Origin of the sequence: Terribacillus saccharophilus, assembly GCF_046592595.1 — a bacterium.
In the GTDB taxonomy this organism is placed as follows: domain Bacteria; phylum Bacillota; class Bacilli; order Bacillales; family Amphibacillaceae; genus Terribacillus; species Terribacillus saccharophilus_C.
In genome coordinates, this window is the sequence record NZ_JAWVPF010000002.1 from 124,748 (window position 1) to 150,629 (window position 25,882).

A 25,882-nucleotide genomic window follows, 5' to 3' on the forward strand; every position below is an offset into this window, starting at 1 on the left:
ATGCATATTGCTTTGATTGCCCACGATAAGAAAAAGCCTGAAATGGTCCGTTTTGCGGTTGCATATAAAGAGATGCTGAAAAAACATACTTTATATGCTACGGGCACGACAGGTACACGTATAAAAGAAGCAACAGGATTACCTGTGGAATTGTTCCAATCCGGACCGCTTGGCGGGGATCAGCAGATCGGTGCAAGAATTGCTACAAATCAAATGGATCTGATCATCTTCTTCCGGGATCCGCTTACTGCCCAGCCGCATGAACCGGATGTGAGTGCGCTAATGCGTTTATGTGATGTCCATCGTATCCCGCTTGCAACCAATTTGGCAGCGGCCGAAATATTTATTCGCGGCCTTGATCGAGGCGATTTCGATTGGCGCAAGATCATTCGCGATCGAGAGCCGGAGCTATGAAAAAGCTGAAAATCGGTATCACTTGTTATCCGACGCTTGGCGGGTCAGGCGTTATTGCGACAGAACTTGGTAAAAAACTAGCTAAAAAGGGACATGATATTCACTTCATCACATCCAGTGTCCCTTTCCGGCTGGATATGCTGCTTCCGAATGTATTTTTCCATGAGGTTGAGATGAGTCATTACCCGGTCTTTCAATACCCGCCATACGATTTAGTGCTGGCTAATAAAATGGCTGAAGTGATCGACGAAGAACAGCTGGATATCCTGCATGTGCATTACGCTGTTCCGCATGCCATATGTGCAATCTTGGCCAAGGCTATTGCCAAGCGTGATGTGAAGATCGTCACGACGCTGCACGGAACGGATATTACGGTGCTCGGAATAGATAATGGATTGCGCAAGATGATCGTCCATGCAATTGAAGAAAGTGATGTTGTCACTGCGGTATCACAAAGTCTCGTACAGCAGACAAGGGAAATGCTCGATGTCACAAGTCCAATCGACGTTGTATACAACTTTGTGGATGAAGAAGTGTACCGTCCGGCTGATGTACGTGACATTAGGCAGCAGTTCGGTATCGAAGAAAACGAAAAGGTACTCGTACATATAAGCAATTTCCGTAAAGTGAAACGTGTACAGGATGTTGTACAGGTTTTTTCGTATGTACAGGAGAAACTGCCTGCCAAGCTGATGCTGATCGGGGACGGCCCGGAATACTCTGATATTCTGCGGGATGTACAACAGCGTGGTCTCGAAGATAAAGTCTTATTCCTAGGTAAGCAGAATAATGTTGCTGCTCTGTTAAATATGGCTGACATCATGCTGCTGCCTTCTGAAAAAGAGAGCTTCGGCTTGGTTCTATTAGAAGCAATGGCCTGCGGGGTGCCATGTATCGGAACAGATGTCGGCGGTATACCTGAAGTCATAGAGCATGGAAAGAATGGGTTTATAACGCAGCTTGGCGATGTGGAGCAAATGGGGGCATTCGCTATGGATTTGCTGACAGATGAGAAGCTGTGGCAGCGATTTTCCGAATCATCCATCCACTATGCAGCGGAAAACTTCCATTCTGATCAGATTGTCTCGCAATACGAAACAATTTATGAAGAGGTTTTGCAATGAGAATATTCGAAAAAGCATTCCGAGTCATACAGCAGCTCGAACAAGATGGTTATGACACATATCTTGTTGGGGGAGCTGTGAGGGATTACCTTATCGGGAAAGATGTTGGCGATTTGGATATTGCGACGTCAGCGACTCCAGAGCAGGTAATGGAAGTCTTTGATAAGGTCATTCCGATTGGAATCGAGCACGGAACGGTGCTTGTGCGTTTCGAGAATGAAAGCTTTGAAATTACGACTTTCCGGACAGAAGGAGCGTATTCTGATCACAGGCATCCTGATAGCGTCAACTTTGTCACGGATGTTGCTGCTGATCTGGCTCGTCGTGATTACACAGTTAATGCGATTGCAATGGCTAGGACTGGTGAATTGGTCGATCCTTTTCATGGCAGGGATGCGATTGAAAAAAAAGAACTTGTTACAGTAGGAAAAGCCTTTGATCGTTTTCAAGAAGATCCGCTGCGTATGATGCGTGGTGTACGATTTGTATCGCAGCTAGGGTACAAGTTGGATCAAGATGCACGAAAAGTGATGGAGGACGAGCGTCTTTGGTTAGCTCGTATTGCAATTGAACGCGTAAGTATTGAAATGGAAAAATTATGCTCTGGTAAAGATGTGAAAATAGCTGTTCAGCTCTTGCATGATACGGGATTATGGGAAGCATTACCGATTTTCAAAGATCATCCTGACCTGATGAGTGAGCTGGCCGAAAAAATCGAGCCTCTTCACAGTTTGGCAGAATGGGTTGCCCTATGTTCTTTGCTAAGTGAAAGACCAGTGCTTGAATGGGTAAAAGAGTGGAAGCTTTCCAATGCTATCAAACAAGATGCCCAACATTTAGTGCGCATCCTGCAAAGCGATTTGGATGCTTGGGCAGTCTATCAGATGCCGGTTCATCTAGATGACGGCTATTGCCGGCTTGTGAAAATATATAAAGACAAAGATATGCAGGATAGCGTAGCATCCATCAGGAAGCTGCTCCCTATCCGGAACAGTTCGGAATTGTCCATTTCCGGTAATGATCTGATCAGCTGGTTCCCTGACAGAAAAAAAGGGAGCTGGATTCGTGATCTTTTGCTTGCTGCCGAAAAAGCTGTTGTAGAAAATAAGATACCGAATAAAAAAGAACAGCTGAAGGAGTGGGTCATCCATGGATACGACACGTAATCGTCTCATCAGAATTCTGCAAGATCATAAATCGTCGTATATCTCCGGCCAGACTCTGTCAGAACAGCTTGGTATTTCAAGGGCGGCAGTCTGGAAGCATATGAAGGCGCTGGAAGCAGATGGCTATGAGATAGATGCTGTTCCGCGTAAAGGGTACCAGGTAAGAAGGTCGCCTGACAAACTCAGCAAAAATACGCTGAACTGGAAGCTCGATACCGAATGGATCGGCCGCAAAATCATTTTTGAAGAAGAACTCGATTCAACGCAATTTTTGGCCAAATCATTGGCTGATCAAGGTGCAGTTCATGGAACTGTCGTCATTGCCGATCAACAGACAAATGGTAAGGGGACTAAAGGCCGCAGCTGGCATTCTCCAGCAGGAACTGGTATCTGGATGAGTTTGATCATACGACCCGATTTCGGACCTCGGGAAGCAGCGCAGCTGACGCTGGCTGCAGCAGTCGCGATTGCTCGCGCATTCCGTCAGAATGACATCGAAGCTAGTATTAAATGGCCGAATGATATTTATCTGGGCGGTAAGAAGCTCGCCGGGATACTGACTGAGATGCAAGCAGAGCAGGATTATATCCAGCATATCGTCCTGGGTATCGGTATCAATATCAATCAGTCTGCGTCTGAGATAGCGCCGGACCTCCGTGAAAAAGCAACTTCATTGCGTATCGAGACTGATAAAGAATGGAAGCGCCAGGAGCTTATCCATCAGATATGGAAAGCATTCGAGGATGTGTATTCGCTTTACATAAATAAAGGTTTTCATGTGATCCGGGACGAATGGATGCAGTACGCTTTGCGTCTTGGGCACCGCGTAACAGCAACTACGCCATCCACTGTCTTTGAGGCGATTTTTAAAGGAATCGGGGAAGACGGTGAGCTTATTCTTGTAAATGATGATGGCAGCATACAGCGTTTGTATTCTGCAGAATTGGAATGGAAAGAGGCATAACGAAAATGAAAACAAGGCTAGATCTTCAGAAGATGAAAGAAAATAATGAGAAAATCACCATGGTCACTGCTTATGATTATCCCACTGCAAAATTGGCCCAGCAAGCAGGTATCGACATGCTGCTGGTAGGCGACTCATTAGGAATGGTAGTGCTTGGTTATGATAGCACCATTCCCGTAACAGTCGAGGATATGATTCATCATGGGAAAGCAGTCACTCGCGGCGGGAATGATACGTTTGTCGTAGTTGACATGCCATTCATGACGTATCACGTATCGGTGGAAGCAACTGTACCGCAAGCAAAACGTATCTTCCAGGAAACCGGCGCGCAGGCTTTAAAGCTTGAAGGAGCAGATCAGGTCATCCTGGACAGTATCAAGGCATTAACCACTGGAGGTATTCCGGTTGTCGGCCACTTAGGATTGACACCGCAGTCAGTGAATATACTTGGCGGATATAAAGTACAAGGTAAAAACGAACAGACGGCAAAACAGCTGCTGGAGGATGCTCGTAAAGTTGAGGCAGCCGGAGCGATTGCAGTCGTGCTGGAGTGTGTTCCAAAGCAATTGGCCGCACTCATCGCCAAAGATATTTCTATTCCGGTCATTGGAATTGGTGCCGGTGCAGAAGTAGACGGACAAGTACTTGTCTTTCATGACCTAAGTCGGTACGGTGTTGATCGATTGCCGAAATTCGCTGTCAGCTATGCAGATCTAAATGAAACAGTTACGAATGCCTTCTCCACATATAAGGAAAATGTTAAGAATGGTATTTTTCCGAATGACGGACAGAGTTTTACGATGGACGAAGCAGCATTACCTGAATTAGGAGAATGAATATGAAGATCATTTCGACATTAGAAGCATTGCAGCAAGAAAGAAAGCAGCTGGCGAAAGAGCAGAAATCAATTGGCTATGTAGCTACGATGGGCTTTTTGCATGAAGGGCATCAATCGTTGATGAAGCGGTCCAAAGCAGAGAATGACATTACAGTGCTCAGCATTTTTGTTAATCCGCTGCAATTCGGCGAGGGTGAGGACTTTGAAACGTATCCACGAGATGCCGTCCGTGATCAGCGCATTGCAGAACAGGAAGGCGTCGATATCGTCTTTATGCCGGAAGCAGCGGCAATGTATCCTGGCAATAGTGCAATCAAACTGCATGTTTCCGACCGGGTAGATGTACTTTGCGGCAGATCGAGACCAGGACATTTTGATGGTGTGGTTACCGTTTTATCGAAGCTTTTCCATTTGATTCAGCCGGACAGGGCATATTTTGGGTTGAAGGATGCACAGCAAGTAGCAGTTGTACAAGCGTTAGTGCACGATCTCAATTTCCCGCTTGAAGTAGTTCCAGTTCCGACAGTTCGCGAGGAAGACGGCTTAGCGAAAAGCAGCCGCAATGTTTATTTATCAGAGCAGGAAAGAAAAGATGCACCAGCAATTTACCAAGCGCTGCAGCAAGCAAAACAAAGCATCCAGGACGGGCAAAAGGACCCTGAAAAAGTGGCATCTGCTGTAAAAGAATTTATAAACAAGCAAACAAGTGGTAGAATAGACTACGTTGAAATTTTGTCTTATCCCGCATTAAAGCCAGTCAGGGAAATAAATTCGCGTATTATCATTGCCGCAGCAGTTTATTTTGACAAGGCAAGATTGATCGACAATCTAGTATTGGAAGTCGACGGCTCCATCATGGACCGTTTTTGATATAGGGGGAAATAAGATGTTCCGCACTATGATGAAAGCAAAAATACATCGTGCCCGTGTCACGGAAGCGAACTTGAATTATGTTGGCAGTATAACGATTGATACACACATTCTGAATCAAGTAGGCATACTTCCTCATGAAAAAGTGCAGATTGTGAACAATAATAATGGAGCTCGTCTCGAAACTTATGTCATTCCCGGTGAGCGGCATAGCGGTGTCATCTGCCTGAACGGTGCTGCTGCACGTCTTGTGCAAAAAGATGATGTAGTAATCATCGTATCCTATGCCATGCTATCTGATGAAGAACTGGCTGACTTCAAACCGAAGATCGCCCTGATGAATGAAGATAATACAGTTCAGGAAATCATCGAGGAAGAACCGCCTCTTACCGTGATGATGTAACGGCATAAAAGAATCGTACGATAAGACTCTTATCTGTGATAAGAGTCTTTCTTTTCTAAGCAGTATGGAGGGTGGAGTATGGAAAAATTTGTAGTGGTGGATCTAGAAACAACAGGACATGCGCCGTCGAATGGCGATAAAATCATTGAGGTCGGGATTGTCGTCATCCAAGGACGTGTGATCACAGATCAATTTCAGACGATGCTGGATCCCGGTATGCCGATTCCACCTTTCATTTCCCAACTGACAGGCATCACTGATGAAGATGTGGCTGGTGCTCCGCAATTCGAAGATGTGGCAGGAGAGATTTCTGCTTTCTTTAAAGATAGCTATGTGGTCGCTCATAATGCGAATTTCGATTTGCGCTTTTTGAACAGCGCTTTGGAGGAAGCAGGTTTGCCACCAATCCAGCGCCCAGTACTTGATACGGTCGAGTTGGCACGCATTCTGCTTCCAACAGCACCAAGCTATAAATTGAGTGTTCTCAGCGAGCATCTTTCTTTCGAGCATGATCAGCCTCACCGGGCATTGTCTGATACGCTCGTTACCGCGGAACTTCTGCTGTCTCTTCTAGAGGAATTAGGTAAGCTGCCTTACGAAACAGTTTCGCATCTATTAACATTGGAACGATCCTTAAAAAGTGATTTGAAAAGTTTGCTTGAGTATCGTTTGGAGGAAATTGCATTTGAGGATGCACAAGACGGTAAGCTGGAGGTTTATCGAGGGCTGGCTTTTCGCAAAATCCATGAAGAAGAAGTTCCCGGTTCTGTCATCAACCAGTCTTTTGGCGATATGGCCGATCAGCTATATCAAAAAGATGGCTGGCTTTCAGAGGGAATGAAAGGATATGAACCCAGAAAAAGTCAGCTGGAGATGAGTGAACAGATCTTCGATGTTTTCCAATCAAACAGACACGCACTTCTGGAAGCTGAAACGGGTACCGGAAAATCACTTGCATATCTTTTACCCGCAGTTTACACAGCTGTAAAAGAAAAGAACCGGATCGTTATCAGCACGCATCTGACACAGCTTCAAGCTCAATTGATGGACAAGGAGATCCCGCTGTTGCAGCGAATCCTCCCTTTTCCCTTCAAAGCGGCACTGCTGAAAGGGAAACAGCATTATCTAAGTCTCAGCCGTTTCGAATCGGAGCTGCAGCAAACTGCAAATGACAATTACGATATCGTCCTTACAAAGGCTATTTTACTTGTATGGCTGACAATGACCGAAACTGGAGATATTGATGAAGTGAATTTGCCTTCAAGCGGAAAACGTTTTTTCCTGCATATGTCCGCGGATGCAGAGGATACGCAGGATCCATTTTCGCCATGGTTTTCCCGTTCGTTTTATCAGAGGGCAAAGAAAGCAGCATGGCAAGCAGATATTATTGTGACGAATCATGCTTTGCTTTGCAGTGACATGCAGGAGGAATACCAGCTCCTGCCGTCCTATCAGCGGGTCATCATCGATGAAGCGCATCATTTTGAGGCGACAGCAGCGAAGCATTTTGGATTGGCACTTGATTATGTCAGCATCCATCATATGCTTTCCCATGCGAACAAAGTGTATGAGAAAGCAACGGATGAGCTTCCGAATACACAAGCTGAAATACTTATTTGGCAAAGCTTATGGGATCAGACCAAAGAAGAAGCAGATGACATGTTCCGTTATATCCATGATTTTGTCTTGTCCCAGCACAAAAAGAAACTCGGTACCAACGATATCGGGAGATTACAGCTGCGGCTTGAGGATGTACGGGAGACAAAACAGGTGCTTGTTATCGCAGAAATGAGCAACAGATTATTATTTGGTGTACGAGATTGTATGCACCATTTGCTCCAGCTGACAAAATCGGCAGACAAGCAAGGAGAAAAAAAGATTGCAGATTCAATCCGCAATGCTGTCGATCAGCTGCAGACGATCATCGATGCGATTGAGCGGATGTTCCTCATCTATGATGATGAGGAAGTGAAATGGATAGAAGTGGATATGTATGGCGCACGTAATGCAGTTTACTTATACAGTGAACCATTGGATATCGCTGATTTGCTGCTTGAACATTTCTTTTCGGAAAAGAAGAGTGTGGTACTGACGAGTGCGACATTAACTATGAAGCAGTCGTTTGCTTTCATTCAAGAACAGCTGGGCTTGGATGAACAGACCGTCACCAGACGTTTCGATTCACCTTATTCGTATCAAGAGCAGGTACAGCTGCTTGTCCCCAATGATTTTCCCGATGTTCGCGGAAAAGATAACTATCCTTTCATCTATGCGGTCTGTGAGTCGATTCTCAGCCTCGCTTCCATTACAGATGGAAGGATGCTCGTCCTGTTCACTTCCTATGACATGCTGAAAAAAGCTTATGGACTTGTGAAGGAACTGACGGAGGATCAGGATTATACCTTGATTGCGCAAGGCATTACAAGCGGCAGCCGCGATCGCCTGAAAAAGAATTTCCAAAGCAATAAGAAAGCCATCTTATTTGGAACCAGTTCATTTTGGGAAGGCGTCGATATCCCAGGGGAAGATTTAAGCTGTCTGGTGATTGTCAGACTGCCATTCCAGCCGCCGGATCATCCAATTTATGAAGCAAAAGCTGCTAAATTGAAGGCAGAAGGGAAGAATGCCTTCATGGAGCTTGCATTACCTAATGCTGTAATCCGCTTCAAACAAGGATTTGGCAGACTGATCCGATCGTCCAGCGATAGAGGAATAGTATTCGTTTGTGATGACAGGATGATGAAGACAAGATATGGAAGTTACTTCACTGCCTCCATACCTGATGTACCTACACATTATAAGAGTACAGCTGAGCTTTTGGAGCTTGCAGAGGAATGGCTATAAAAAAAGTGCGCCACTAGGACGCACAACTGCTGGGGAGAAGGAAGATTTTTGTTGAAAAAACTTTGAACTCGTCTTAGAATTACACCAGGACTACTGGTATAATAAGAATTGGATTGCTTCTCAACATACATTAGTTTGCTGCAGAAAGCCATCTCTATGAGTAACAAATCATGTAAATGAATGGCTCGGAGGTAACGATGATGGAAAATAATAAGATGGAAACATTGTCCACTGTACGTGTACAATACAGCAGTGACCTGTACAAGCTGGTCGATTCGCTGAACCGTACACTGAAGGAAAAGGACTTAATGTTCGGATTAGCATTGGATGAGGAAGATCATGATACGGCGATATTCACGATTTACCGTACCTAAATGGGCTAAGATCACACTGTTCAGCGCTTTGGCTGTTCTGATCATTGTCCTCGGCTGCGGTATATATGTTTATAACACAGCGCAACATGCACGCACAGAGGGTTTTGAAGCGTCAGAGGACTTTGCACTTAAAAACACTGATTTAGAAACCGCAGATGAAGTGACACGCTTCAATGGCGAACATGTCTATCATGTCGTCAAAGGCAAGCAAGCCGATGGAGAAGATGCTATCGCTTATGTGAAAAAAGGCGAGAAGGATCCAAAACAGATCATTTATACGACCGACACAGCTGATGAACAGCAAGTTGAGAGCAGCTGGAAAACTGCATGCGGAGCGGAGTGCGAAATGGATGATGTCCGGCTGGGATTGTACGATGATGCACCAGCATGGGAAGTCACATATCGCGACGAACAGGATCGCTTAGGCTACAGTTATTACACACTAGATGGTTCCGAGCAGCTCGAAAGCTTTGCTCTATCCAGCCAATATCAATAATACAACTACATATGTAGGACAGACAATGGAGGGTTCTTTTTGAAGACAACGATTGCTAAGCTTAGTGAGCATGTAGGAGAAGAAGTAACAATCGGAGCGTGGCTCCGCAATAAACGTTCCAGCGGGAAAATTGCATTTTTGCAGCTGCGTGACGGAACAGGATTCGTTCAAGGTGTCGTCGTGAAGAGTGACGTATCTGAAGAAGTGTTCCAAACAGCTAAGAACATGACACAGGAAACTTCCCTTTATGTTACAGGAAAAGTTGTGGAAGACAGCCGTTCTTCCTTCGGATATGAAATTCAAGTGAGCAATGTAGAGGTAATCCATGCTGCAACAGATTATCCGATCACACCGAAAGAGCACGGAACAGAATTCCTGATGGATAACCGTCATCTATGGCTTCGTTCCCAAAAGCAGCACGCAGTAATGAAAATCCGGAACGAAATCATCCGTGCAACGTATGAGTATTTCCATGAAAATGGCTATACAAAAATTGATCCGCCAATTCTGACAGGTTCCTCTGCAGAAGGCACAACTGAATTGTTCCATACGAAATACTTTGACGAAGAAGCATATCTATCCCAAAGCGGACAGCTTTACATGGAAGCTGCTGCAATGGCATTCAATAAAGTATTCTCTTTTGGACCTACATTCCGTGCAGAAAAATCCAAAACAAGACGTCATTTGATTGAATTTTGGATGATCGAGCCGGAAATGGCTTTCGTTGAACACGAAGAAAGCTTGGAAATCCAGGAGAACTACATCAGCCATCTTGTTGCTTCTGTGCTGGAGAACTGCAAACTGGACCTTGAAATTCTTGGACGTGATACAGAGAAATTGGCTAAAGTTACAGCGCCATTCCCACGCATTACGTATGATAAAGCAATTGAGTTGCTGAAAGAAAAAGGGTTTGATGATATTGAGTGGGGCGAGGACTTCGGAGCACCACATGAAACTGCTATCGCCGAGAGCTTCGATAAGCCAGTATTCATCACGCATTACCCAGCTGCAATCAAAGCATTCTACATGAAGCCAGATCCGAATCGGGAAGATGTCGTACTTTGTGCGGATTTGATTGCACCTGAAGGCTATGGCGAAATCATCGGGGGATCTCAGCGTATCGATGATCTTGAATTGATGGAAAAACGCTATGAAGAACATAATCTGACTAGCGATGCTTACAACTGGTACTTGGAATTGCGTAAATACGGCAGTGTACCGCATTCAGGTTTTGGACTAGGTCTGGAACGGACAGTTGCTTGGTTATCCGGTGTGGAGCACGTCCGCGAGACAATTCCATTCCCACGTCTTTTGAACCGTCTATACCCATAATAAATAGATAAACTAACGATCCCTTGTCGAATGACGAGGGATTGTCCTATTAATGGAAGGAGAACCCAGATGAATAACGACTTGAATTACCAACGAATGCTGGGAAATCCATTTTCCTTTCCCGGCATCCTGATGAATCGATATGTATCCCTTGGTTTGAATGAAACCGAGATGATGGTCATTTTGCATATATGCTTTTTTCAGCAGCAAGGCATTATGTTTCCAACAACGAATGAACTTGCTAAAAAAGTCACACTATCTGAAAGAGATGTAGCTTTAATATTACGCAAGCTCGTGCAGCGTAACTTGCTTCAAATTGAAGACGTGCAGGAAGACAATATGCGCAGTCAAGCATACAGTTTGAACGGCTTATGGCATCTTGCTTTTACAGAAACCGTCTATCCAGAACCTGAGAAGAAGACAGACAAAGAAGAAGAGGCAGCCATATTTATTCTCTTTGAGCAGGAATTCGGCCGTCCATTGTCGCCATTTGAAATAGAAACGGTCACATTATGGCTGGATGAAGACATGCAGCCGCCATCACTTATTAAAGCTGCTCTGCGGGAAGCGGTATTGATGAGTAAATTGAATTTCCGCTATATCGATCGTATCCTGCGTGAATGGAAGCGTAAAGGTATCCGGTCTGTAGATCAGGCTCGTAAGGAAAGCAAATCATTTCATGAGAACCAAAGACCGACTGCAGCAGCAGTGCGTTCCGAGCAGCAAGCACCAGCCCGCGATGTGAGTATTTACTATAACTGGCTGGAAGAAGATTGAGGAGGTAAAGCATACAATGCTGAACAAAACCCAGATACGACGGGCATTGGATGCGATGCGGGATATGTTCCCAGAAGCAGCCTGTGAGCTGGTACACCGTAATCCATTTGAGCTGGTGATCGCCGTGCTTCTGTCAGCGCAGTGTACCGATAATCTTGTCAATAAAGTTACGAAGGATTTGTTTCAAAAATATAGGACTCCAGAAGATTATCTGGCTGTTCCTCTAGAAGAGCTGCAGCATGATATCCGTTCTATCGGCCTGTATCGCAACAAGGCGAAAAATATCCAGAAACTTTGTCAGACGCTGATCGATCAATACGATGGTATTGTACCAGACACACGTGATGAACTGGTCAAATTGGCTGGGGTAGGGCGCAAGACAGCTAATGTTGTGGCATCGGTTGCTTTTCATGAGCCTGCAATTGCCGTGGATACCCACGTAGAACGCGTATCCAAACGGCTCGGTTTTTGCCGTTGGAAGGACAATGTAACAGAAGTAGAAAATACATTGATGAAAAAAGTGCCGCGTGATGAGTGGAGCGATACACATCACCGCATGATTTTTTTCGGACGCTATCATTGCAAGGCCAGAAACCCAAACTGCCTGGCATGTCCATTGAACGACATTTGCCGGGAAGGGAAGAAACGGCTTAGATCCGAAGCAAATTAAAAGACAGTCACTCCAAATGAAGTGACTGTCTTTTTTCTGCTTTATTATTGTTGCTCGTCAGCATTACCTTGATCGTTGTCGGATTCAGCTTCTCCGCCGGTATCAGATTCCTGATTTCCTTCATCAGGATTTTCCTCTTCCTCGGTATTGCTTGATTCCTCACCTTGATCAGAATTTCCGTTACCATTACCATTCTCATTACCATTGCCGTTGTTATTCTCATTACCGTTACCATTACCATTGTTCTGGTCACTGTTTTCATCGGCGTTCTGGTCTTGGTTCTGTTCCTCATTCTGATCTTGGTTCTGCTCGTCCTCAGTTTGCTGATCTTCATTATTCTGATCTTGTTGATTCTCTGCATTTTCATCTGGATTTTCTTCTTCTTCTGAATTCTCTTCTCCGCCAGGGACGGTGACAGAAGTTGATTTCGCCTCACTAGTTTCACCATCAACTGATGCTGTAACCGCTATGTTGTAGGTTTGTCCAGCTTGAACGTTTTCAATTACTGCTGAAGTATCAGAAGTAGATGTAGAGCCGTTAGGATCAGCACTTACACTGAAGCTCGCATCTCCGTCATAATTCCAGCTCACATTGATACTATTGCTTGCTTCATCATAACTTGCGGAAAGTCCGGTAACCGGATCGATTTCTTCTTCTTCATATCTTTCTGAAGTAGTTCCAGGAAGATTACCCTTCAGGAATAATTCCGTCAGGATCTCAGAAGAGGGGGTGCCAGCACTTGGAGAAGCAGCAGGGCGAGAGCCTTTTTCGACTTTCGCCTCCACTACGCTGCTGGGTTTTTTAAAGCTTTCCGTGTCCTTGCCTTCATGGACTTCGGTCATAATTTGCTTGAACAAGTACTTGGCAACATTTGTACCGGCACTGCCGCCAGCAATTATAGTATCATCCGGAGTACCAGTCCAGATGGATAGAGTATAGTTAGTTGTTAAACCATTCATCCAAGAGTCAGGACTTCCTTCCTGACCATCTTTGTTTGTTGTACCAGTTTTTCCAGCAATATCAAGTCCTGAAACATTAGCCAATGTTCCAGTTCCTTCTGTCATAACAGAACGCATCATGTCTGTAACCATGTAGGCAGTAGATTCGCTCATTGCTGCTTCCGATTCTGGTTTCATGTCCAACGTGCTGCCATCACTGAATTCTATTTTCGTGATAGCGTATGGTTCTGTATAAATACCTTCATTACCAAAGGCAGCATATGCACCGGCAAGATCAATTGGCCGAAATTCCGAAGAACCGCCGATACTGTCAGAATAATGAATGGTATCGTCCTTGAACTCTAATCCTAAGCCATTTGCAAATTCCTTCGCTTTTTCAGGCCCAACAGCCTGGAAGGTTTTTATGGCCGGAATATTATAAGATTTAGCTAACGCATTTCTAGCACTCTGCCAACCATGGAACTGATTATCATAGTTACCTGGCTGCCAATTTTGGGCTTCTTCTACAGTAATAGGTTCGTCATTTATTTGTTCATAAGTAGATGTATACACACCATTTTCAAAAGCAGGTGCATAATCAATTAACGGTTTCATGCTTGATCCAGGCTGATTCGATCCTTGAATTGCATAATTAAATCCGCCAAGTTCGTTGTTTTTATTTCCGCCAATCGCTCGGATAGCGCTGCTTTTCGTATCAAGCAGGGTAATACCAGCTTGAAGATTTTCATCTACCCATGAAATGCCGCTTTCTTCACTTAACGCATTTTCGACTGTTTCCTGAGCATCCGGATCCAAAGTTGTGTAGATCTTCATGCCATCCAAGTTAAGATCAGTATCTTCAAAACGCTCGCTAAGCTCTTTTTGTACCTCATCCAAGAAAGCACCGTACTTGTTGGATTGCGGCTGCTTTTCAGTAAGCAAATCCTCTACTTTTGTCTTTTTCGCTTCATCTGCTTCCGCTTGTGTGATCTTTTCATGCTGTACCATCAAATCAAGCACGGTGTTCATACGTTCCTGTGCGAGATCTGGATTCTCGAATGGATTATAAGCAGTAGGGCGCTGCGGCAGACCGGCAAGTAAAGCTGTTTCCGGCAATGTAAGATCGTTCAGATCATCTTTGCCGAAGTATGTTTCAGCGGCTGTAGCAACTCCGTATGCATATTGTCCATAGAATACTTTATTCAAATACATTTCCAGGATTTCTTCCTTGGAATATTGACGATCAAGCTGGAAGGCAAGCCACCATTCCTGCATTTTCCGTTTTACTGTCTTTTCTGGAGACAGGAAGGAACGTTTGATAACCTGCTGGTCGATTGTACTTCCGCCTTCAGCGCCGAATCCATTCTTAAAGTTGGAAACCAGCGCTCCGCCAGTACGTATGATATCGATTCCGTTATGTTCGAAGAATCGGGAATCCTCCGTTGCAGTAACTGCATCAATCAGCTGCTGCGGCAGATCATCATACGTTACTTTTCGTCTGTTTTCCGAACCTAATTCCGCAAATTCATCGCCATTCATGTCATAGACAATATTGGAAGCAGGGTCAGATAGTTTTTCTTCGTCCAGCTTAGGAGCTGTAGCAGCGTAGTAAGCAAATACACTACCACCTGCAATAACACATAATACACCAATCAATACAATCGTAAGTAAAATTTTCTTCCAAATAGGTCTTTTTTTCTTTTTCTGTTTTCTTCTTGATGCACGAGATTGGCCCTTTTCTGCCATTACTCCTCTTCCTCCGTTCTAAAATGAAGCTGATCGATAATGTGCAAGTAATCGACCTTTGCCTGATACTTCATTGGAATCAGAAACCCTTCCTCACAAATCACATCATAGGGAATGGATTTTCTTCCTCCATCATATTGACGTTTCCACCACGGAAAAAGTTTCTCTGCTTCGAAAAAAAATGTTTGATTATGTGCGGAAAACCGCATAATGACGAAGCAGATAGCCCCATGACTGCACACATGCTCCATATGGGTAATCTGGTGCTCGTGGAAATTGGAGAGCGGGAAACTGGTCTTGTTTTTGGTTACCTTAGCTTCAAAGTCTACATATTTTCCGCGATATACGCCATTATAATCCGTAGTGGATGCTTGTTTGAAATACGCTTCTTTAATGACCGCTGCACTTCGTTTAGGATAGTCGACCTGGACAATCTGCACTGGAGTAGGTTTTTTGTGGATGATAGCCTTTTGCTGAGCGAGGTAGTACTCGTTTGTCTCATTGATATCTTCCTCTAAAGTCATCCCCCTGTTGCCGAAATCGACCGGCTGCTTGAGCCTTGTTGCAGCTGATTGTCTGATGATCTTTTTCCCGTTAGGATATTGCACGGTTTCTCCCCCCACTATAGGAATGATCATACCATAATCCTTAGAATACTTCACTTTGTGTCTGTAACTCAACTGAAAAAGGGGCAATTCGATGACATTTACTGACACGGCACAGTTGCTAGCTTCCATCGAAGAGAAAACAGCCGCTGCAAACTTAGATAATATCCGAAGAACGATGGCTTATCAAGCTTTTTATGAAAGCAATCCAGAGATAAAGTGGGCATTTTTAGCTTCCATGGTTTCCAGGAACGCTGGCTGGAATATGACAGATTTACAATTGGATATGTTTCAGGACTTGCTGTCAGCACGGATAAGAAAACAGCTTTTTTCCCTTTATGAACGTGCTAATTGGCTCATCTTCTCTGATGCGTATCCGCAGCTGCTTTTATATGAAGCACATAAAAAAGGACAAATAGATATGATTGCATATCTGCGTCATTTTCGTGTTTCTATTTTTATGGAAGAAACGTGGCAGCGATACTTAAAAGAGGGAGACGTGCAGCAGCTGCTTTACAGCCTTATTGTCAATGAACAGCATGTCATCGGCTCACCAGTTATTGTCCAGCCTTTTTATAAAAAACATATCTTCAGCCGTTGGCCATACCAGCTGCAGGATTTATTGCGTTTGAATGCGGTATTTTTCCCTACGTTGGATGGCAGGTTATATGGACTGTATGCTCACCATTTTACAAGTGTGGATGAGCGGATAGAGATAGGTAAGAAATTAAGTCAGCTCCTTTTTGATGAACAGCTTCATCCGGCTTTTTTACAATTTGCCAAAGTCGCTCCTTATACAGGGTCCAGAGATGATTATGAACACTTTGGCAGGTTTAGAACTACCGGAAGCTGTCCGCTGCGGACAAGCTATCCAGTCATTTCACACGAAGATAAAATTCGTAAGGACTGGTACAGATATGGGGGCATAAAGGAAAGTTGGTTCATCTCTGCGAAAAAAAAGCGATACCGCCCGACAGGATCCGTCTTTTACTGGAAGAGAAGAGTGATGAGTTTAGCCGCAGCGATCAAGAAAAAAAGCAAAGCGGTCATTTGATCGCTTTGCTTTTTTTAAACTTATACAGAAGGACGATTCGGTCCATCAAGCTTTTTATCAAATCCGTCGCCAGCAGTACGGGCTGTCGGGCGTTTCTGACCAGTCGATGTTTTTCTTTCTTGCTTTTTCATCTTTCACCCTCCTTTAAAGTTAGGATGAGCGAAAGAGCTCTGAATCATGCGAATGTACCCGTATTTTTTGTTGTTTTGTCAGCTGTGCAGGAGAAGCCTTATCTTGGCAGAATCAGTAAGGAAAAAGGGGGCATACGGATGAACAAGCAAAATGGTGTAACCAAAGAAGAATTGCAGCTGGCTCTGTTCCAGCTCGCTGGCGTATATCGGAAATTGGACCAAAGACTCACCGTACAGGCGAACCGTTACAGGACGACACTAAAGCAGCCTTTGATTGAACGCGTGCTCCGAGCAGAGTCCCATCTGGATAAAAAGCATGATAAAAGGAATCATGAGCATGGTAAATTAGCCTGACTGCTTGTATAATAGAACAACACGATAAGCAGAGAAGGGGTTTTAGTGACGACATTACAGACATATAATAAGCAGCTATCCGACTTGATGGCCCGTCTGAAAGAGCGCTATCTTACGCATGAGCCGCCAAGCGAAAAGCATGATAAAGCATTCTTTGAAATGGTCAAGAAAGAAACTGAACCAATGTACCAGCTGCTGCAGAAGTGGCATCAAGCTGCAGCGGACTTTGTCCAGCAGCGCGAGATCAGTGTGCATCCGCAGCAGGTGCAGTCTACAGAAGAAAATGTCCATCTAATCATCTTGCATAGCTATTACATAGACATCCGGTCTGAAAGATATATGGATTATCACCAATCGATCGGCTACGTCATCCAACTGCTTGATGAAGATATGAAACGTTTAGAAGGACGAGACGGAGAGGAAGAGAACAATGACGAAAGAAGAACTGATTGATTTAGCTAAAGAAGCAAGAGAACGGGCATATATACCTTATTCCAAATTTGGAGTTGGTGCTGCAGTCCTGACAAAGGCAGGGAATGTCTATCAAGGCTGCAATATTGAAAATGCTGCTTATCCTGTGACATGCTGTGCTGAACGAACTGCAATTTTCCAAGCTATTGCAAACGGAGAGAGAGAATTTACTGAAATAGCTGTTGTCGCGAATACAGAACGGCCAGTACCGCCATGCGGATCATGCCGGCAGGTGATGGCTGAGTTTTTCCCTCAAGATGCTGTCATTCACATTTCAAATATGAATGGCGTATCCAAGACAGTTACGATGGAAGAACTGCTTCCGTTTTCTTTCCAGCCAGAAGATCTTTTCTCTGACGAAAAAGCAGCACAATAACAATTAAACGAATGGAAAGACCTAAAGTGTTTAACACTTTAGGTCTTTTTTAATTTATCGTTCGATAAGGTTTCCTCATTAGGCAAACAGGGTATAGAGAACTATTATGAATGGGGGGGTCTGACCGTTGACTAAGAAAAAAGTAGCAATCATCGGAGCTGGTCCTGGGGGTCTGACAGCAGGGATGCTGCTTGCAGCCAAGGGATACAACGTAGAAATATTTGAAAAAAATGATGTGATCGGCGGCAGGACTTCACGGTTGAAACAAGGGGAATTCCAATTTGATCTCGGTGCGACATTCTTTATGATGCCCCAGCTTCTAGAAGAGCTTTTCGAAGAAGCAGGCCGCGATCTTAATAATTATGTTCAGCTGCATCGGCTGGATCCATTATATACGCTCAGATTTGGCGACGTTACGTTCACACCGCGAGTTGACAGACAAGAAATGCTGGATGAAATCGAACGGGTCTTTCCTGGTGAAAGTGAAGGTTTCATTCAGTTCATGGATAAAGAGGGAGAGAAGTTCGACCGAGTGGAAAAGCTTCTGCGCAGGCCTTTCGTACATAGACGCACTTATATGAGCAAGGAGGTGCTGCATGCCCTCCCGAAACTGGATATGTTCCAAACAGTATACAGTAAGCTTTCTACCTATTTTAACGATGAACGGTTGAAGTATGCTTTTACTTTTCAAGCAAAATACTTAGGAATGTCTCCTTGGAAGTGCCCGGGAACATTTACGATACTATCGTATCTGGAGCATAAGTTCGGTCTTTACCATCCGATTGGAGGGGTCAATCGGATTTGTGAAGCAATGCGGCAGGTGATTGAGGAATACGGAGGCATGGTTCATACCGGGAAATCTGTAGCACAAGTGCTTACGGAAGGCAAGCAGGCCACAGGTCTCCGCCTCGAAGACGGACGTGAAATACCAGCTGATGAAGTTATTATCAATGCGGATTACAGCTATAGTATGCAGCATTTATTTGAGGATAAATGGAAAAAGAAATTCCAAAAGAAAATGGGAAACAAAAAATATTCCTGTTCTACTTTCATGCTTTACTTAGGTTTGAAGCAAGAAGTTGACCTTCCGCATCATATGGTTGTCTTTGCTGATGACTACAAAAAGAACGTAGAAGAAATGACAGAACAATTCGTACTTTCAGACGATCCCTCTGTCTACATTCATTATCCGACAAAACTTGATCCAACAACTGCACCAGCTGGAAAGTCAACAGTATATTTGCTGATGCCGGTTCCGAATACGGAATCTGACATCGATTGGGAAGAAGCAAGCCCGCGTATGCGTCAGAAAATGCTTGATATCCTCGCACGGGAAACAGGTATAGAGGATATCGAGGCACTTATTGAAACAGAGCATTGTATCACACCGACAGATTGGGAAGCGATGAACATCCAGCACGGCGCCGTATTTAATTTAGCGCATTCACTTGATCAGATGATGTACAACCGACCGCATAATCAAGTAAAAGAGATTTCCCATTGTTATCTGGTCGGTGGAGGAACACACCCTGGCAGCGGGCTGCCAACCATTTTCCAGTCAGCAAAAATCAGTGCTGATTTAGTTGAGAAAAACAATGGAGTAAAAACTTATCGAACGATAAGATCTTCCCGGAAGAAGGTGACGACGTGAAGACGGCGATTATTGGTGCGGGAATCGGAGGACTTACAACTGCATTGCTCCTGGAAAGACAGGGTCATCAAGTGACGGTCTTTGAACAGCAAGCAGGTCCAGGGGGGCGTATGCAATACGAAACAGATGGGACGTACCGTATTGATCAAGGACCTACAATCGTTCTCCTGCCTGATATGATTCGCAATGTACTAGATAAATGCGCTATTCCGCAGGAGGATCTCAAGCTGATCAAATGTGATCCGCTTTATAACATCCATTATGCGGATGGTACGGCTTATACAAAGTATGCTGATCCAGCAGAACAGAAAAAAGAACTGCTGGCGAAGTTTCCGAATCAAGCACCGCAATTCGATCGATTTATGCACGATATGGAGAACATATACCGGATTGGAGTAAGTCAGTTTTTGGAGCAAGGCTTTTCTAACAAGCTCCGTTTCTTTACGACAAGCAATCTTCGCTTCCTTTATAAATCAAAAGCCTATCGTGATGTACATAGTTTCATCAGTGATTATTTCACTGAACCGAAGCTGCAGGATGCTTATGCGCTGCAATCACTGTATATAGGAGGTTCTCCTTATACGACACCTGCAATTTATGGTCTTATTTCTTATAGTGAACACGCGCATGGTATATGGTATGTCAAAGGTGGCTATGCAGGATTGATTGAAACGCTGGTTTCTTATTGTGAAGAGCGGGGTGTCACACTTCAATATAATGCAAAAGTCGATAAGATACGGAAAAATGGGAAACGGGTAAGCGGAATCGAGGTTGATGGCACATCCCAGCCGTTTGATAACATTGTATTCAATGGAGATTTCCCGGCCATTCATTCGCTGCTTGGCGATAATAAAGTAAAAAAGAAAAAACAGCCCGAGGCCTCCAGCGGCTGTCTGCTCATCTATGCGGGCACGAATCGCTGCTGGGATGAGCTGCAGACACATCAGTTTGTGCTTCCCGATAATTTCCAGTTCAATATGGAAGCGATATTCGAAACTCGTACTATTCCCGAAGACCCTTCGTTCTACCTTTTCAACCCTGGTTCCATAGATGCAACTTGTGCTCCTGAAGGAAAGTCAGCCTTGTATTTCCTGGTTCCTGTTCCATCTGGCGACCATATCGATTGGGAGATGGAGCAAGACTTGCTTGTTGAACGTGTTCTCCATAAAGCAGAACAAACACTGCTGCCAGGTTTATTGGAATCGATTGAATGGCTGAAGGTAAGGACGCCAGATGATGCCAGTAAGACGGGATTGTATCAAGGAGGAAGCTTTGGTATCGCTCCCAATCTGCTGCAATCTGGAGGCTTCCGTCCACAGAACAAGCCGTTCGGCATAGAAGGGCTGTACGCCGTCGGTGCTTCCGTCCATCCCGGTGGAGGTGTTCCAATCGTCATGCAAGGTGCGAAGAATCTAAGTGACCTAATGAAGAGAGAGGTGGGAGACAATGCTCAAGAAACCGTACGCAAAAGCGTGTGAGAAGGCAATGAAGCAGCACTCCGCGAGCTTCTATCAGGCTTTTCGCGAGCTTCCTTCTCCGCGTAAGGAAGCTGTGTTCGTTATTTATACTTTCTGCCGGATGATCGATGACAGCATGGATGAGCCTGAAAATAGCGTGTATACGCTTGATGAGCTGGAGTGGAACTTTCATCATCTCAGCAAAGCAGACGGACATTTTATTTGGCCATCTTTGCGCTGGCTTTTCGACACATTCCCCAATTTAGAAAAAGAACCATTTTTCACCCAGATAAAGGGACAGCGGATGGATGAGATGCACACGCAATTTAAGACATTTGAACAGTTGGAAGACTACTGCTATCATGTAGCCGGATCTGTCGGTGAAATGCTGCTGCCAGTATTGCACGAGTATCCATCTGAGCAAATTGTCCAAGCGGGAATCAAGCTCGGAAAGGCAATGCAAATTGTTAATATTTTACGGGATGTTGGAGAAGACTTGGAAAGGGGCCGGCGATATTTGCCATTATCGATTATGGCAGCCTACGACTATTCAGAGGAAGCGTTCTATGCTCAGGAATCATCCTTGGCGTTCCGCCAGGTAGTCGATGAACTGATAAATACTGCAAACAATTGGTTCGAAGAAGGTCTGCAAGGCTTGAATACGTATCCTGAATCGAGCGCATTTGCGATAACTTTGGCTAGCAGCTATTACGCAGCAATCATGGATGTAATCAAAGAGAATGACTATGATGTTTTCCATAGGCGCGCATATGTATCGCAGTCCCGTAAACTGGCACTCTATCAAGCTGCTAAAAAGGCTAGGAAAAAGGAATCTATCACATGATGTACCGTATCTTTGCAGTTTGGCTGTTTATTGGGCTTTTGCTTCTTTTATTTTGGGAGCTTCCGGAGTGGCTGTATTTCGCAAATAGCATCTTTATGATCCTTTACAGTGCAGCTGTACTGGTGGAAAGCAAAGCTTATTTATTTAATGATTCGAAAATTGGGAAGACGACTGTCGTTCTCTTGGTTATTGGCTTGACAACATTGCTGATAGAAGCACTGAGCGTCTATACCGGGTTTCCTTTTGGAGAATACGAATACACGACGATGCTCGGCTATCATGTGTTAGGAGTACCTTTTACAATTGCCATTGCTTGGGTTGGTTTTATTATTAACAGTACGATGATCAGCACTCAGCAAAATAAGTTGCTGCGAGCTTTGGAGACAGGCGTATGGGTCGTCCTTATCGATCTTATACTCGACCCTGTCGCATTGGCTTGGGGCTTTTGGCAGTGGGATGACGGCGGCTTTTACTATGGCATTCCGGCAACGAACTTTATAACATGGTTCTTCCTAGCTGCCATTTTGTCATATCTGCTTCCATTGCAAAAAGGAAAAAGGCCATCAGCCCGGTCATATCGTTTGCCGGAATTGATGTTCCTGTTTTTCGGATTGCTGGCCTTGAAGAAAGGTTTCATCCTAGTCTTTTGTCTGGCCATTCTGTTCATCCTTCTTTCAGAAGGGAGGAGAGTACTTGATTCAAGCAGAAAAAAAGCGCTGGTTCATTAAACTCTTTGCTGCTTATCAACGATTCTATTTGCTTCCCCGTAATTTTGAACGGGTAGAAGCAACTGGACATATCGAGGTACCAGAAAAACCAGCCGTATATATAGCCAATCATAGCTCCTGGTGGGATGGTCTGTTGATTTTTCAAGTTACGGAAAAGCATGTAAAGGGTGACCATTATATGCTGATGGCTCAAGAGGGGCTGGAAACGTTTCGTTTCTTTCGCAAGCTTGGTGCCTTTTCCATTGATAAGACAAGAATTCGCGATGTTGTCACTTCCCTCCAGTATGCAAGACAGCTGCTGGAAGGAGGCAGCTGTGTATGGCTGTTTCCCCAGGGACAGATTTTGCATCAAGACCAGCGGCCATATCTCTTTGAGACGGGAATAGGGTATCTGCTTCATCAGATGCCTGTCCCGGTTGTTCCGGTCACCTTGCATTATCATTTTGGAGAAGAAAAAAAGCCTATAGCATCCATGCATTTCGGTGCACCGATTCAGGAGGACTGGGAAACCATGACGAGGGCCAGTGTGAGTTTATACTTATCAAAACTGCTGGAGGAACAAGCAGACGAACATAAGCAAACAATCATTGGCGGACAGCAGTTAGAGCCCCAGGAACAAATCAGCTAGGAAGGGAGAAGCGTTTATGTTTGTACTATTAATGACCATCATCTCCCTGCTTCTGCTTCAGCTTATCTGGGTGCTCTATAACAGCACAGCCTTCCCGAAAAGCAAGAAGAAAGCGAATGCATCGATTAAGCCAGTGAGCATTTTGATACCTGCACGTAATGAAGAAGATAATATTGGACGATTACTCGAAAGCCTGATACCACAGCAGCCCTACATAAAAGAGATTCTAGTATTAGACGATCAATCCTCTGATGGTACAACCTCTGTTGTGCGTCAATTCCAGCATACGTTTCCCAATTTAAAGCTTTATCGTGGGAAGGAGCTGCCTTCCGGCTGGACAGGGAAGAACTACGCCTGTCAGCAATTGGGGGAATATGCGGAAGGGGATTGGTTGTTGTTCCTCGATGCGGATGTAACAGTGGACAAAAACGGATTGGCGCTGCTCCAACCGTATCTTGACAAGAATTATCGGATGATATCCGCGTTTCCGAGGCAGCGTGTACATACTTTTCTGGAACGCATGCTCGTTCCGTTTATGATTTTCCTCGTTATTTGCCACTTGCCAATCCGACAAGTAACGAAAAACCAAGATCCTAAATTTACTGCTGCTCACGGTGCATTTATCTGCATCCACAAGGAGAGTTATCAACACGCAGGCAGTCATGCTGCTATCAAATCAGCCATAGTGGATGATATGGAACTGATGCGCCTCATGAAGCGGTTTCAGTTTCCAGTCGCGTTGCTTCGCGGTGAGAAATTCGCAAGTATGCGGATGTACGACACAAACCGTTCTGTATGGCTGGGATTCCGTAAAAATATTTTCACAGGGACTGGGAGCAATATATTCCTTACTTTGTTTATATGTTTCCTGTATGCACTGCTTTATGTGCTGCCGTCGGTTTTCTTTGTTTATGCATTAGTAATCAGAAATAATCAGATCCTGCTCACAGCCGCTGCAGCTTATCTGATAGGGGCAATCATTAAAATTTTCATTGATTCCCGCGCTAAGACAGACTGGTATACGTCCTTTCTCTATCCTATTGCATGCAGCTGCTTCATTTTACTCGCTTTGGATGCCATACGGATTCATAAGCAAAGAGAGGGATATGAATGGAAAGGCAGGAGATATTACGAATGAAACGTGCTGTTATCATAGGTGGCGGGTTAGGTGGTTTAACGACCAGTATTTACCTTGCCCATGCCGGATGGAATGTCACCATACTTGAAAAGAACAAGACACTAGGCGGAAAGCTGCAGCAAGTTAACAAAGATGGTTTCCATTTTGATCTTGGGCCAAGCACTATTACATTGAAGCACATATTCGAACAGGTATTCCGTGATGCAGGGCGGGACAGCCGGGATTATTTGACCTTCTATCCAATTTCACCGATCGGGAAGAATTTCTTTCCGGATGGACACATTGTCGAGCTCATTGCTGACATAGAGCAAATGCAGGCGCAGCTTGCTGCCTACAGCAAAGCTGATGCTAAAGCTTATCCCGCATTCCTAGCTGAAAGCAGGAGGCTTTTTCAGATTTCAGAAAAGGCATTTCTGCATAAAGCCCTGTTTTTATGGTTGGAAAAACTGCAGCCTGGGCTTGTGCGTGATTTTGCCAAAATCCGTCCGATGCAATCATTTCAAACTTTATTAAAACGGTACTTCAAGCATCCCAATACATTACGCTTGTTCGGCAGATACGCAACATACGTTGGATCTTCCCCTTTTCAGGCACCATCCATTTTTGCGATGCTTGCATTCCTGGAAGCAGGGAAGGGCGTTTATGGCATTAAAGGCGGCACATATAAACTCGTGGAAGCATTCGAGAAGCTGGCTGTGGAATTAGGCGTTGCCATCGAAACAGAAACCGATGTCACAAGTATAAAGACTAGTAGAGGGGCTGTAACAGGGGTTACGACTACCAAAGGTGACTATGCTTGTGATACGCTTATCGGAAACGGAGATGCCCTAAGTTTGTATAGCGGATTGCTGGATGACTCTGACCGACCGCATTTCTCTGACCGAAAAATAAAGAAAGTGGAACCTTCCTTGTCTGGGTTTACGATGCTTTTAGGTGTTAAAAAGCATTACGCCCAATTAGCTCATCATAATGTCTTCTTTCCATCCGATTATAAGGCAGAATTTTCTTCGATCTTTAAGGAAAGACAGTATATTAAGGAGCCGACACTTTATATTTGTTTTTCAGGAGCAAGTGAGCCAGATCTTGCACCTGCCGGTATGAGCAATTTGTTTGTTCTTGCAAATGCGCCTTATCTAACAGGAATAAACCAGCTGGAGGATAAAGAACAATATAAGGAAATGCTTATCCGGCAGCTTGAAGATAAAGGGCTGACAGCTTTATCGGAACATATCATCTGCGATGAGCTTCAAACTCCAGCTGACTTAGCGGTACGGACCCGTGCTTATAGAGGCGCAATTTATGGGATGAGTTCGAACAGCTTCCAGCAAGCTTTCTTCCGGATACCGAATAAAGATACCCATATTAAAGGTCTTTGGTTCGCAGGTGGTTCGACCCACCCAGGCGGCGGTACACCCATGGTCACATTAAGCGGTAAATTAACAGCACAAGCAATATTACAGGGATAGGTATTAGAGCCAGGGGGAAACAG

Annotated in this window: 27 protein-coding genes; 24 read left to right on the plus strand and 3 right to left on the minus strand. The window is 44.5% G+C overall.

All coding sequences use genetic code 11. The annotated features are described in order from the left end of the window. The 13 genes from mgsA (at position 1) to nth (ending at position 12,272) form a co-directional block, all read left to right on the plus strand. Complete coding sequence (gene mgsA, locus SFC25_RS03115) at positions 1-414, plus strand: methylglyoxal synthase (protein ID WP_411213886.1); 414 nt, start codon at positions 1-3, stop codon at positions 412-414. Then, positions 411-1,538, plus strand: a complete 1,128-nt coding sequence (gene bshA / locus SFC25_RS03120) for an N-acetyl-alpha-D-glucosaminyl L-malate synthase BshA (RefSeq protein ID WP_411213887.1) — start codon at positions 411-413, stop codon at positions 1,536-1,538. The genes mgsA and bshA overlap by 4 nt, the downstream gene beginning before the upstream one ends. Further along, entirely contained in the window at positions 1,535-2,704 is a 1,170-nt protein-coding gene (locus SFC25_RS03125) for a CCA tRNA nucleotidyltransferase (RefSeq protein ID WP_411213888.1), read from the plus strand. Before bshA ends, SFC25_RS03125 begins: the two co-directional genes overlap by 4 nt. Then, a complete protein-coding gene (locus SFC25_RS03130) occupies positions 2,688-3,668 on the plus strand; it encodes a biotin--[acetyl-CoA-carboxylase] ligase (RefSeq protein ID WP_411213889.1) in 981 nt (326 codons plus the stop codon). The genes SFC25_RS03125 and SFC25_RS03130 overlap by 17 nt, the downstream gene beginning before the upstream one ends. A 5-nt stretch (positions 3,669-3,673) precedes the next feature. After that, complete coding sequence (gene panB, locus SFC25_RS03135; RefSeq protein ID WP_411213890.1) at positions 3,674-4,504, plus strand: 3-methyl-2-oxobutanoate hydroxymethyltransferase; 831 nt, start codon at positions 3,674-3,676, stop codon at positions 4,502-4,504. 2 nt (positions 4,505-4,506) lie between these two features. Beyond that, positions 4,507-5,376 carry a pantoate--beta-alanine ligase gene (panC, locus tag SFC25_RS03140; protein WP_411213891.1) on the plus strand — a complete coding sequence of 290 codons (870 nt, stop codon included), beginning with the start codon at positions 4,507-4,509 and terminating at the stop codon, positions 5,374-5,376. A gap of 16 nt (positions 5,377-5,392) precedes the next feature. Beyond that, positions 5,393-5,779: an aspartate 1-decarboxylase gene (gene panD, locus SFC25_RS03145; RefSeq protein ID WP_411213892.1), complete on the plus strand. Its 387-nt coding sequence runs from the start codon at positions 5,393-5,395 to the stop codon at positions 5,777-5,779. A 78-nt stretch (positions 5,780-5,857) separates the two neighbouring features. Next, on the plus strand, positions 5,858-8,623 hold the full coding sequence (gene dinG / locus SFC25_RS03150) for an ATP-dependent DNA helicase DinG (protein ID WP_411213893.1): 2,766 nt from the start codon (positions 5,858-5,860) through the stop codon (positions 8,621-8,623). Between the two features lie 200 nt (positions 8,624-8,823). Further along, positions 8,824-8,997 (plus strand): YpmA family protein, encoded by a 174-nt coding sequence (locus SFC25_RS03155; RefSeq protein ID WP_093728373.1) that lies wholly within the window; start codon positions 8,824-8,826, stop codon positions 8,995-8,997. Next, positions 8,963-9,493: a cell wall elongation regulator TseB-like domain-containing protein gene (locus tag SFC25_RS03160; RefSeq protein WP_411213894.1), complete on the plus strand. Its 531-nt coding sequence runs from the start codon at positions 8,963-8,965 to the stop codon at positions 9,491-9,493. The genes SFC25_RS03155 and SFC25_RS03160 overlap by 35 nt, the downstream gene beginning before the upstream one ends. A 39-nt stretch (positions 9,494-9,532) precedes the next feature. Then, positions 9,533-10,825 carry an asparagine--tRNA ligase gene (asnS, locus tag SFC25_RS03165; RefSeq protein WP_411213895.1) on the plus strand — a complete coding sequence of 431 codons (1,293 nt, stop codon included), beginning with the start codon at positions 9,533-9,535 and terminating at the stop codon, positions 10,823-10,825. Between the two features lie 69 nt (positions 10,826-10,894). Beyond that, a complete protein-coding gene (locus SFC25_RS03170) occupies positions 10,895-11,602 on the plus strand; it encodes a DnaD domain protein (protein ID WP_411213896.1) in 708 nt (235 codons plus the stop codon). A 16-nt stretch (positions 11,603-11,618) separates the two neighbouring features. Beyond that, complete coding sequence (gene nth / locus SFC25_RS03175; RefSeq protein WP_411213897.1) at positions 11,619-12,272, plus strand: endonuclease III; 654 nt, start codon at positions 11,619-11,621, stop codon at positions 12,270-12,272. Positions 12,273-12,316: 44 nt separating this feature from the next. Here nth and SFC25_RS03180 read toward each other — a convergent pair whose 3' ends face one another. Both SFC25_RS03180 and recU read right to left on the minus strand, forming a co-directional pair. Further along, positions 12,317-14,956: a PBP1A family penicillin-binding protein gene (locus SFC25_RS03180; RefSeq protein ID WP_411213898.1), complete on the minus strand. Its 2,640-nt coding sequence runs from the start codon at positions 14,954-14,956 to the stop codon at positions 12,317-12,319. Next, positions 14,956-15,594, minus strand: a complete 639-nt coding sequence (recU, locus tag SFC25_RS03185; RefSeq protein WP_411213899.1) for a Holliday junction resolvase RecU — start codon at positions 15,592-15,594, stop codon at positions 14,956-14,958. Before recU ends, SFC25_RS03180 begins: the two co-directional genes overlap by 1 nt. A 61-nt stretch (positions 15,595-15,655) precedes the next feature. Here recU and SFC25_RS03190 point away from each other — a divergent pair, with 61 nt between their 5' ends. Continuing rightward, positions 15,656-16,615 (plus strand): DUF2515 family protein, encoded by a 960-nt coding sequence (locus tag SFC25_RS03190; RefSeq protein WP_411213900.1) that lies wholly within the window; start codon positions 15,656-15,658, stop codon positions 16,613-16,615. 20 nt (positions 16,616-16,635) lie between these two features. On the opposite strand, the gene SFC25_RS03195 is transcribed toward SFC25_RS03190, so the two are convergent. After that, a complete protein-coding gene (locus SFC25_RS03195) occupies positions 16,636-16,746 on the minus strand; it encodes a spore protein (protein WP_411213901.1) in 111 nt (36 codons plus the stop codon). Between the two features lie 138 nt (positions 16,747-16,884). Between SFC25_RS03195 and SFC25_RS03200 the strand changes: the two genes are divergently transcribed. From SFC25_RS03200 to SFC25_RS03245, 10 genes are all read left to right on the plus strand, one after another. After that, positions 16,885-17,100, plus strand: coding sequence for a hypothetical protein (locus SFC25_RS03200; RefSeq protein WP_411213902.1), 216 nt, complete (start codon positions 16,885-16,887; stop codon positions 17,098-17,100). A 45-nt stretch (positions 17,101-17,145) separates the two neighbouring features. Continuing rightward, complete coding sequence (locus tag SFC25_RS03205) at positions 17,146-17,553, plus strand: DUF1798 family protein (protein ID WP_411213903.1); 408 nt, start codon at positions 17,146-17,148, stop codon at positions 17,551-17,553. After that, a complete protein-coding gene (locus tag SFC25_RS03210) occupies positions 17,531-17,947 on the plus strand; it encodes a cytidine deaminase (protein ID WP_411213904.1) in 417 nt (138 codons plus the stop codon). Before SFC25_RS03205 ends, SFC25_RS03210 begins: the two co-directional genes overlap by 23 nt. Positions 17,948-18,074: 127 nt before the next feature. Beyond that, positions 18,075-19,598 carry a phytoene desaturase family protein gene (locus SFC25_RS03215; RefSeq protein ID WP_411213905.1) on the plus strand — a complete coding sequence of 508 codons (1,524 nt, stop codon included), beginning with the start codon at positions 18,075-18,077 and terminating at the stop codon, positions 19,596-19,598. After that, entirely contained in the window at positions 19,595-21,076 is a 1,482-nt protein-coding gene (locus SFC25_RS03220) for a phytoene desaturase family protein (protein ID WP_411213906.1), read from the plus strand. Before SFC25_RS03215 ends, SFC25_RS03220 begins: the two co-directional genes overlap by 4 nt. After that, on the plus strand, positions 21,045-21,899 hold the full coding sequence (locus SFC25_RS03225; protein WP_411213907.1) for a phytoene/squalene synthase family protein: 855 nt from the start codon (positions 21,045-21,047) through the stop codon (positions 21,897-21,899). The genes SFC25_RS03220 and SFC25_RS03225 overlap by 32 nt, the downstream gene beginning before the upstream one ends. Further along, a complete protein-coding gene (locus tag SFC25_RS03230; RefSeq protein ID WP_411213908.1) occupies positions 21,896-22,627 on the plus strand; it encodes a carotenoid biosynthesis protein in 732 nt (243 codons plus the stop codon). The genes SFC25_RS03225 and SFC25_RS03230 overlap by 4 nt, the downstream gene beginning before the upstream one ends. Further along, the gene (locus SFC25_RS03235) at positions 22,593-23,255 is read left to right on the plus strand and encodes a lysophospholipid acyltransferase family protein (RefSeq protein ID WP_411213909.1); all 663 of its coding nucleotides are present in this window, start codon (positions 22,593-22,595) and stop codon (positions 23,253-23,255) included. Before SFC25_RS03230 ends, SFC25_RS03235 begins: the two co-directional genes overlap by 35 nt. Positions 23,256-23,271: 16 nt before the next feature. Then, positions 23,272-24,393, plus strand: a complete 1,122-nt coding sequence (locus tag SFC25_RS03240) for a glycosyltransferase family 2 protein (RefSeq protein ID WP_411213910.1) — start codon at positions 23,272-23,274, stop codon at positions 24,391-24,393. Then, complete coding sequence (locus SFC25_RS03245; RefSeq protein WP_411213911.1) at positions 24,390-25,859, plus strand: phytoene desaturase family protein; 1,470 nt, start codon at positions 24,390-24,392, stop codon at positions 25,857-25,859. Before SFC25_RS03240 ends, SFC25_RS03245 begins: the two co-directional genes overlap by 4 nt. Positions 25,860-25,882 lie beyond the last annotated feature (23 nt).

Bases quoted from the DNA above. Each gene is read 5' to 3' on its own strand.
- mgsA (WP_411213886.1), top strand. From the start codon at position 1: ATGCATATTGCTTTGATTGCCCACGATAAGAAAAAGCCTGAAATGGTC.
- bshA (WP_411213887.1), top strand. From the start codon at position 411: ATGAAAAAGCTGAAAATCGGTATCACTTGTTATCCGACGCTTGGCGGG.
- SFC25_RS03125 (WP_411213888.1), top strand. From the start codon at position 1,535: ATGAGAATATTCGAAAAAGCATTCCGAGTCATACAGCAGCTCGAACAA.
- SFC25_RS03130 (WP_411213889.1), top strand. From the start codon at position 2,688: ATGGATACGACACGTAATCGTCTCATCAGAATTCTGCAAGATCATAAA.
- panB (WP_411213890.1), top strand. From the start codon at position 3,674: ATGAAAACAAGGCTAGATCTTCAGAAGATGAAAGAAAATAATGAGAAA.
- panC (WP_411213891.1), top strand. From the start codon at position 4,507: ATGAAGATCATTTCGACATTAGAAGCATTGCAGCAAGAAAGAAAGCAG.
- panD (WP_411213892.1), top strand. From the start codon at position 5,393: ATGTTCCGCACTATGATGAAAGCAAAAATACATCGTGCCCGTGTCACG.
- dinG (WP_411213893.1), top strand. From the start codon at position 5,858: ATGGAAAAATTTGTAGTGGTGGATCTAGAAACAACAGGACATGCGCCG.
- SFC25_RS03155 (WP_093728373.1), top strand. From the start codon at position 8,824: ATGGAAAATAATAAGATGGAAACATTGTCCACTGTACGTGTACAATAC.
- SFC25_RS03160 (WP_411213894.1), top strand. From the start codon at position 8,963: ATGATACGGCGATATTCACGATTTACCGTACCTAAATGGGCTAAGATC.
- SFC25_RS03170 (WP_411213896.1), top strand. From the start codon at position 10,895: ATGAATAACGACTTGAATTACCAACGAATGCTGGGAAATCCATTTTCC.
- nth (WP_411213897.1), top strand. From the start codon at position 11,619: ATGCTGAACAAAACCCAGATACGACGGGCATTGGATGCGATGCGGGAT.
- SFC25_RS03180 (WP_411213898.1), bottom strand. From the start codon at position 14,956: ATGGCAGAAAAGGGCCAATCTCGTGCATCAAGAAGAAAACAGAAAAAG.
- recU (WP_411213899.1), bottom strand. From the start codon at position 15,594: ATGATCATTCCTATAGTGGGGGGAGAAACCGTGCAATATCCTAACGGG.
- SFC25_RS03190 (WP_411213900.1), top strand. From the start codon at position 15,656: ATGACATTTACTGACACGGCACAGTTGCTAGCTTCCATCGAAGAGAAA.
- SFC25_RS03195 (WP_411213901.1), bottom strand. From the start codon at position 16,746: ATGAAAAAGCAAGAAAGAAAAACATCGACTGGTCAGAAACGCCCGACA.
- SFC25_RS03200 (WP_411213902.1), top strand. From the start codon at position 16,885: ATGAACAAGCAAAATGGTGTAACCAAAGAAGAATTGCAGCTGGCTCTG.
- SFC25_RS03210 (WP_411213904.1), top strand. From the start codon at position 17,531: ATGACGAAAGAAGAACTGATTGATTTAGCTAAAGAAGCAAGAGAACGG.
- SFC25_RS03225 (WP_411213907.1), top strand. From the start codon at position 21,045: ATGCTCAAGAAACCGTACGCAAAAGCGTGTGAGAAGGCAATGAAGCAG.
- SFC25_RS03230 (WP_411213908.1), top strand. From the start codon at position 21,896: ATGATGTACCGTATCTTTGCAGTTTGGCTGTTTATTGGGCTTTTGCTT.
- SFC25_RS03240 (WP_411213910.1), top strand. From the start codon at position 23,272: ATGTTTGTACTATTAATGACCATCATCTCCCTGCTTCTGCTTCAGCTT.
- SFC25_RS03245 (WP_411213911.1), top strand. From the start codon at position 24,390: ATGAAACGTGCTGTTATCATAGGTGGCGGGTTAGGTGGTTTAACGACC.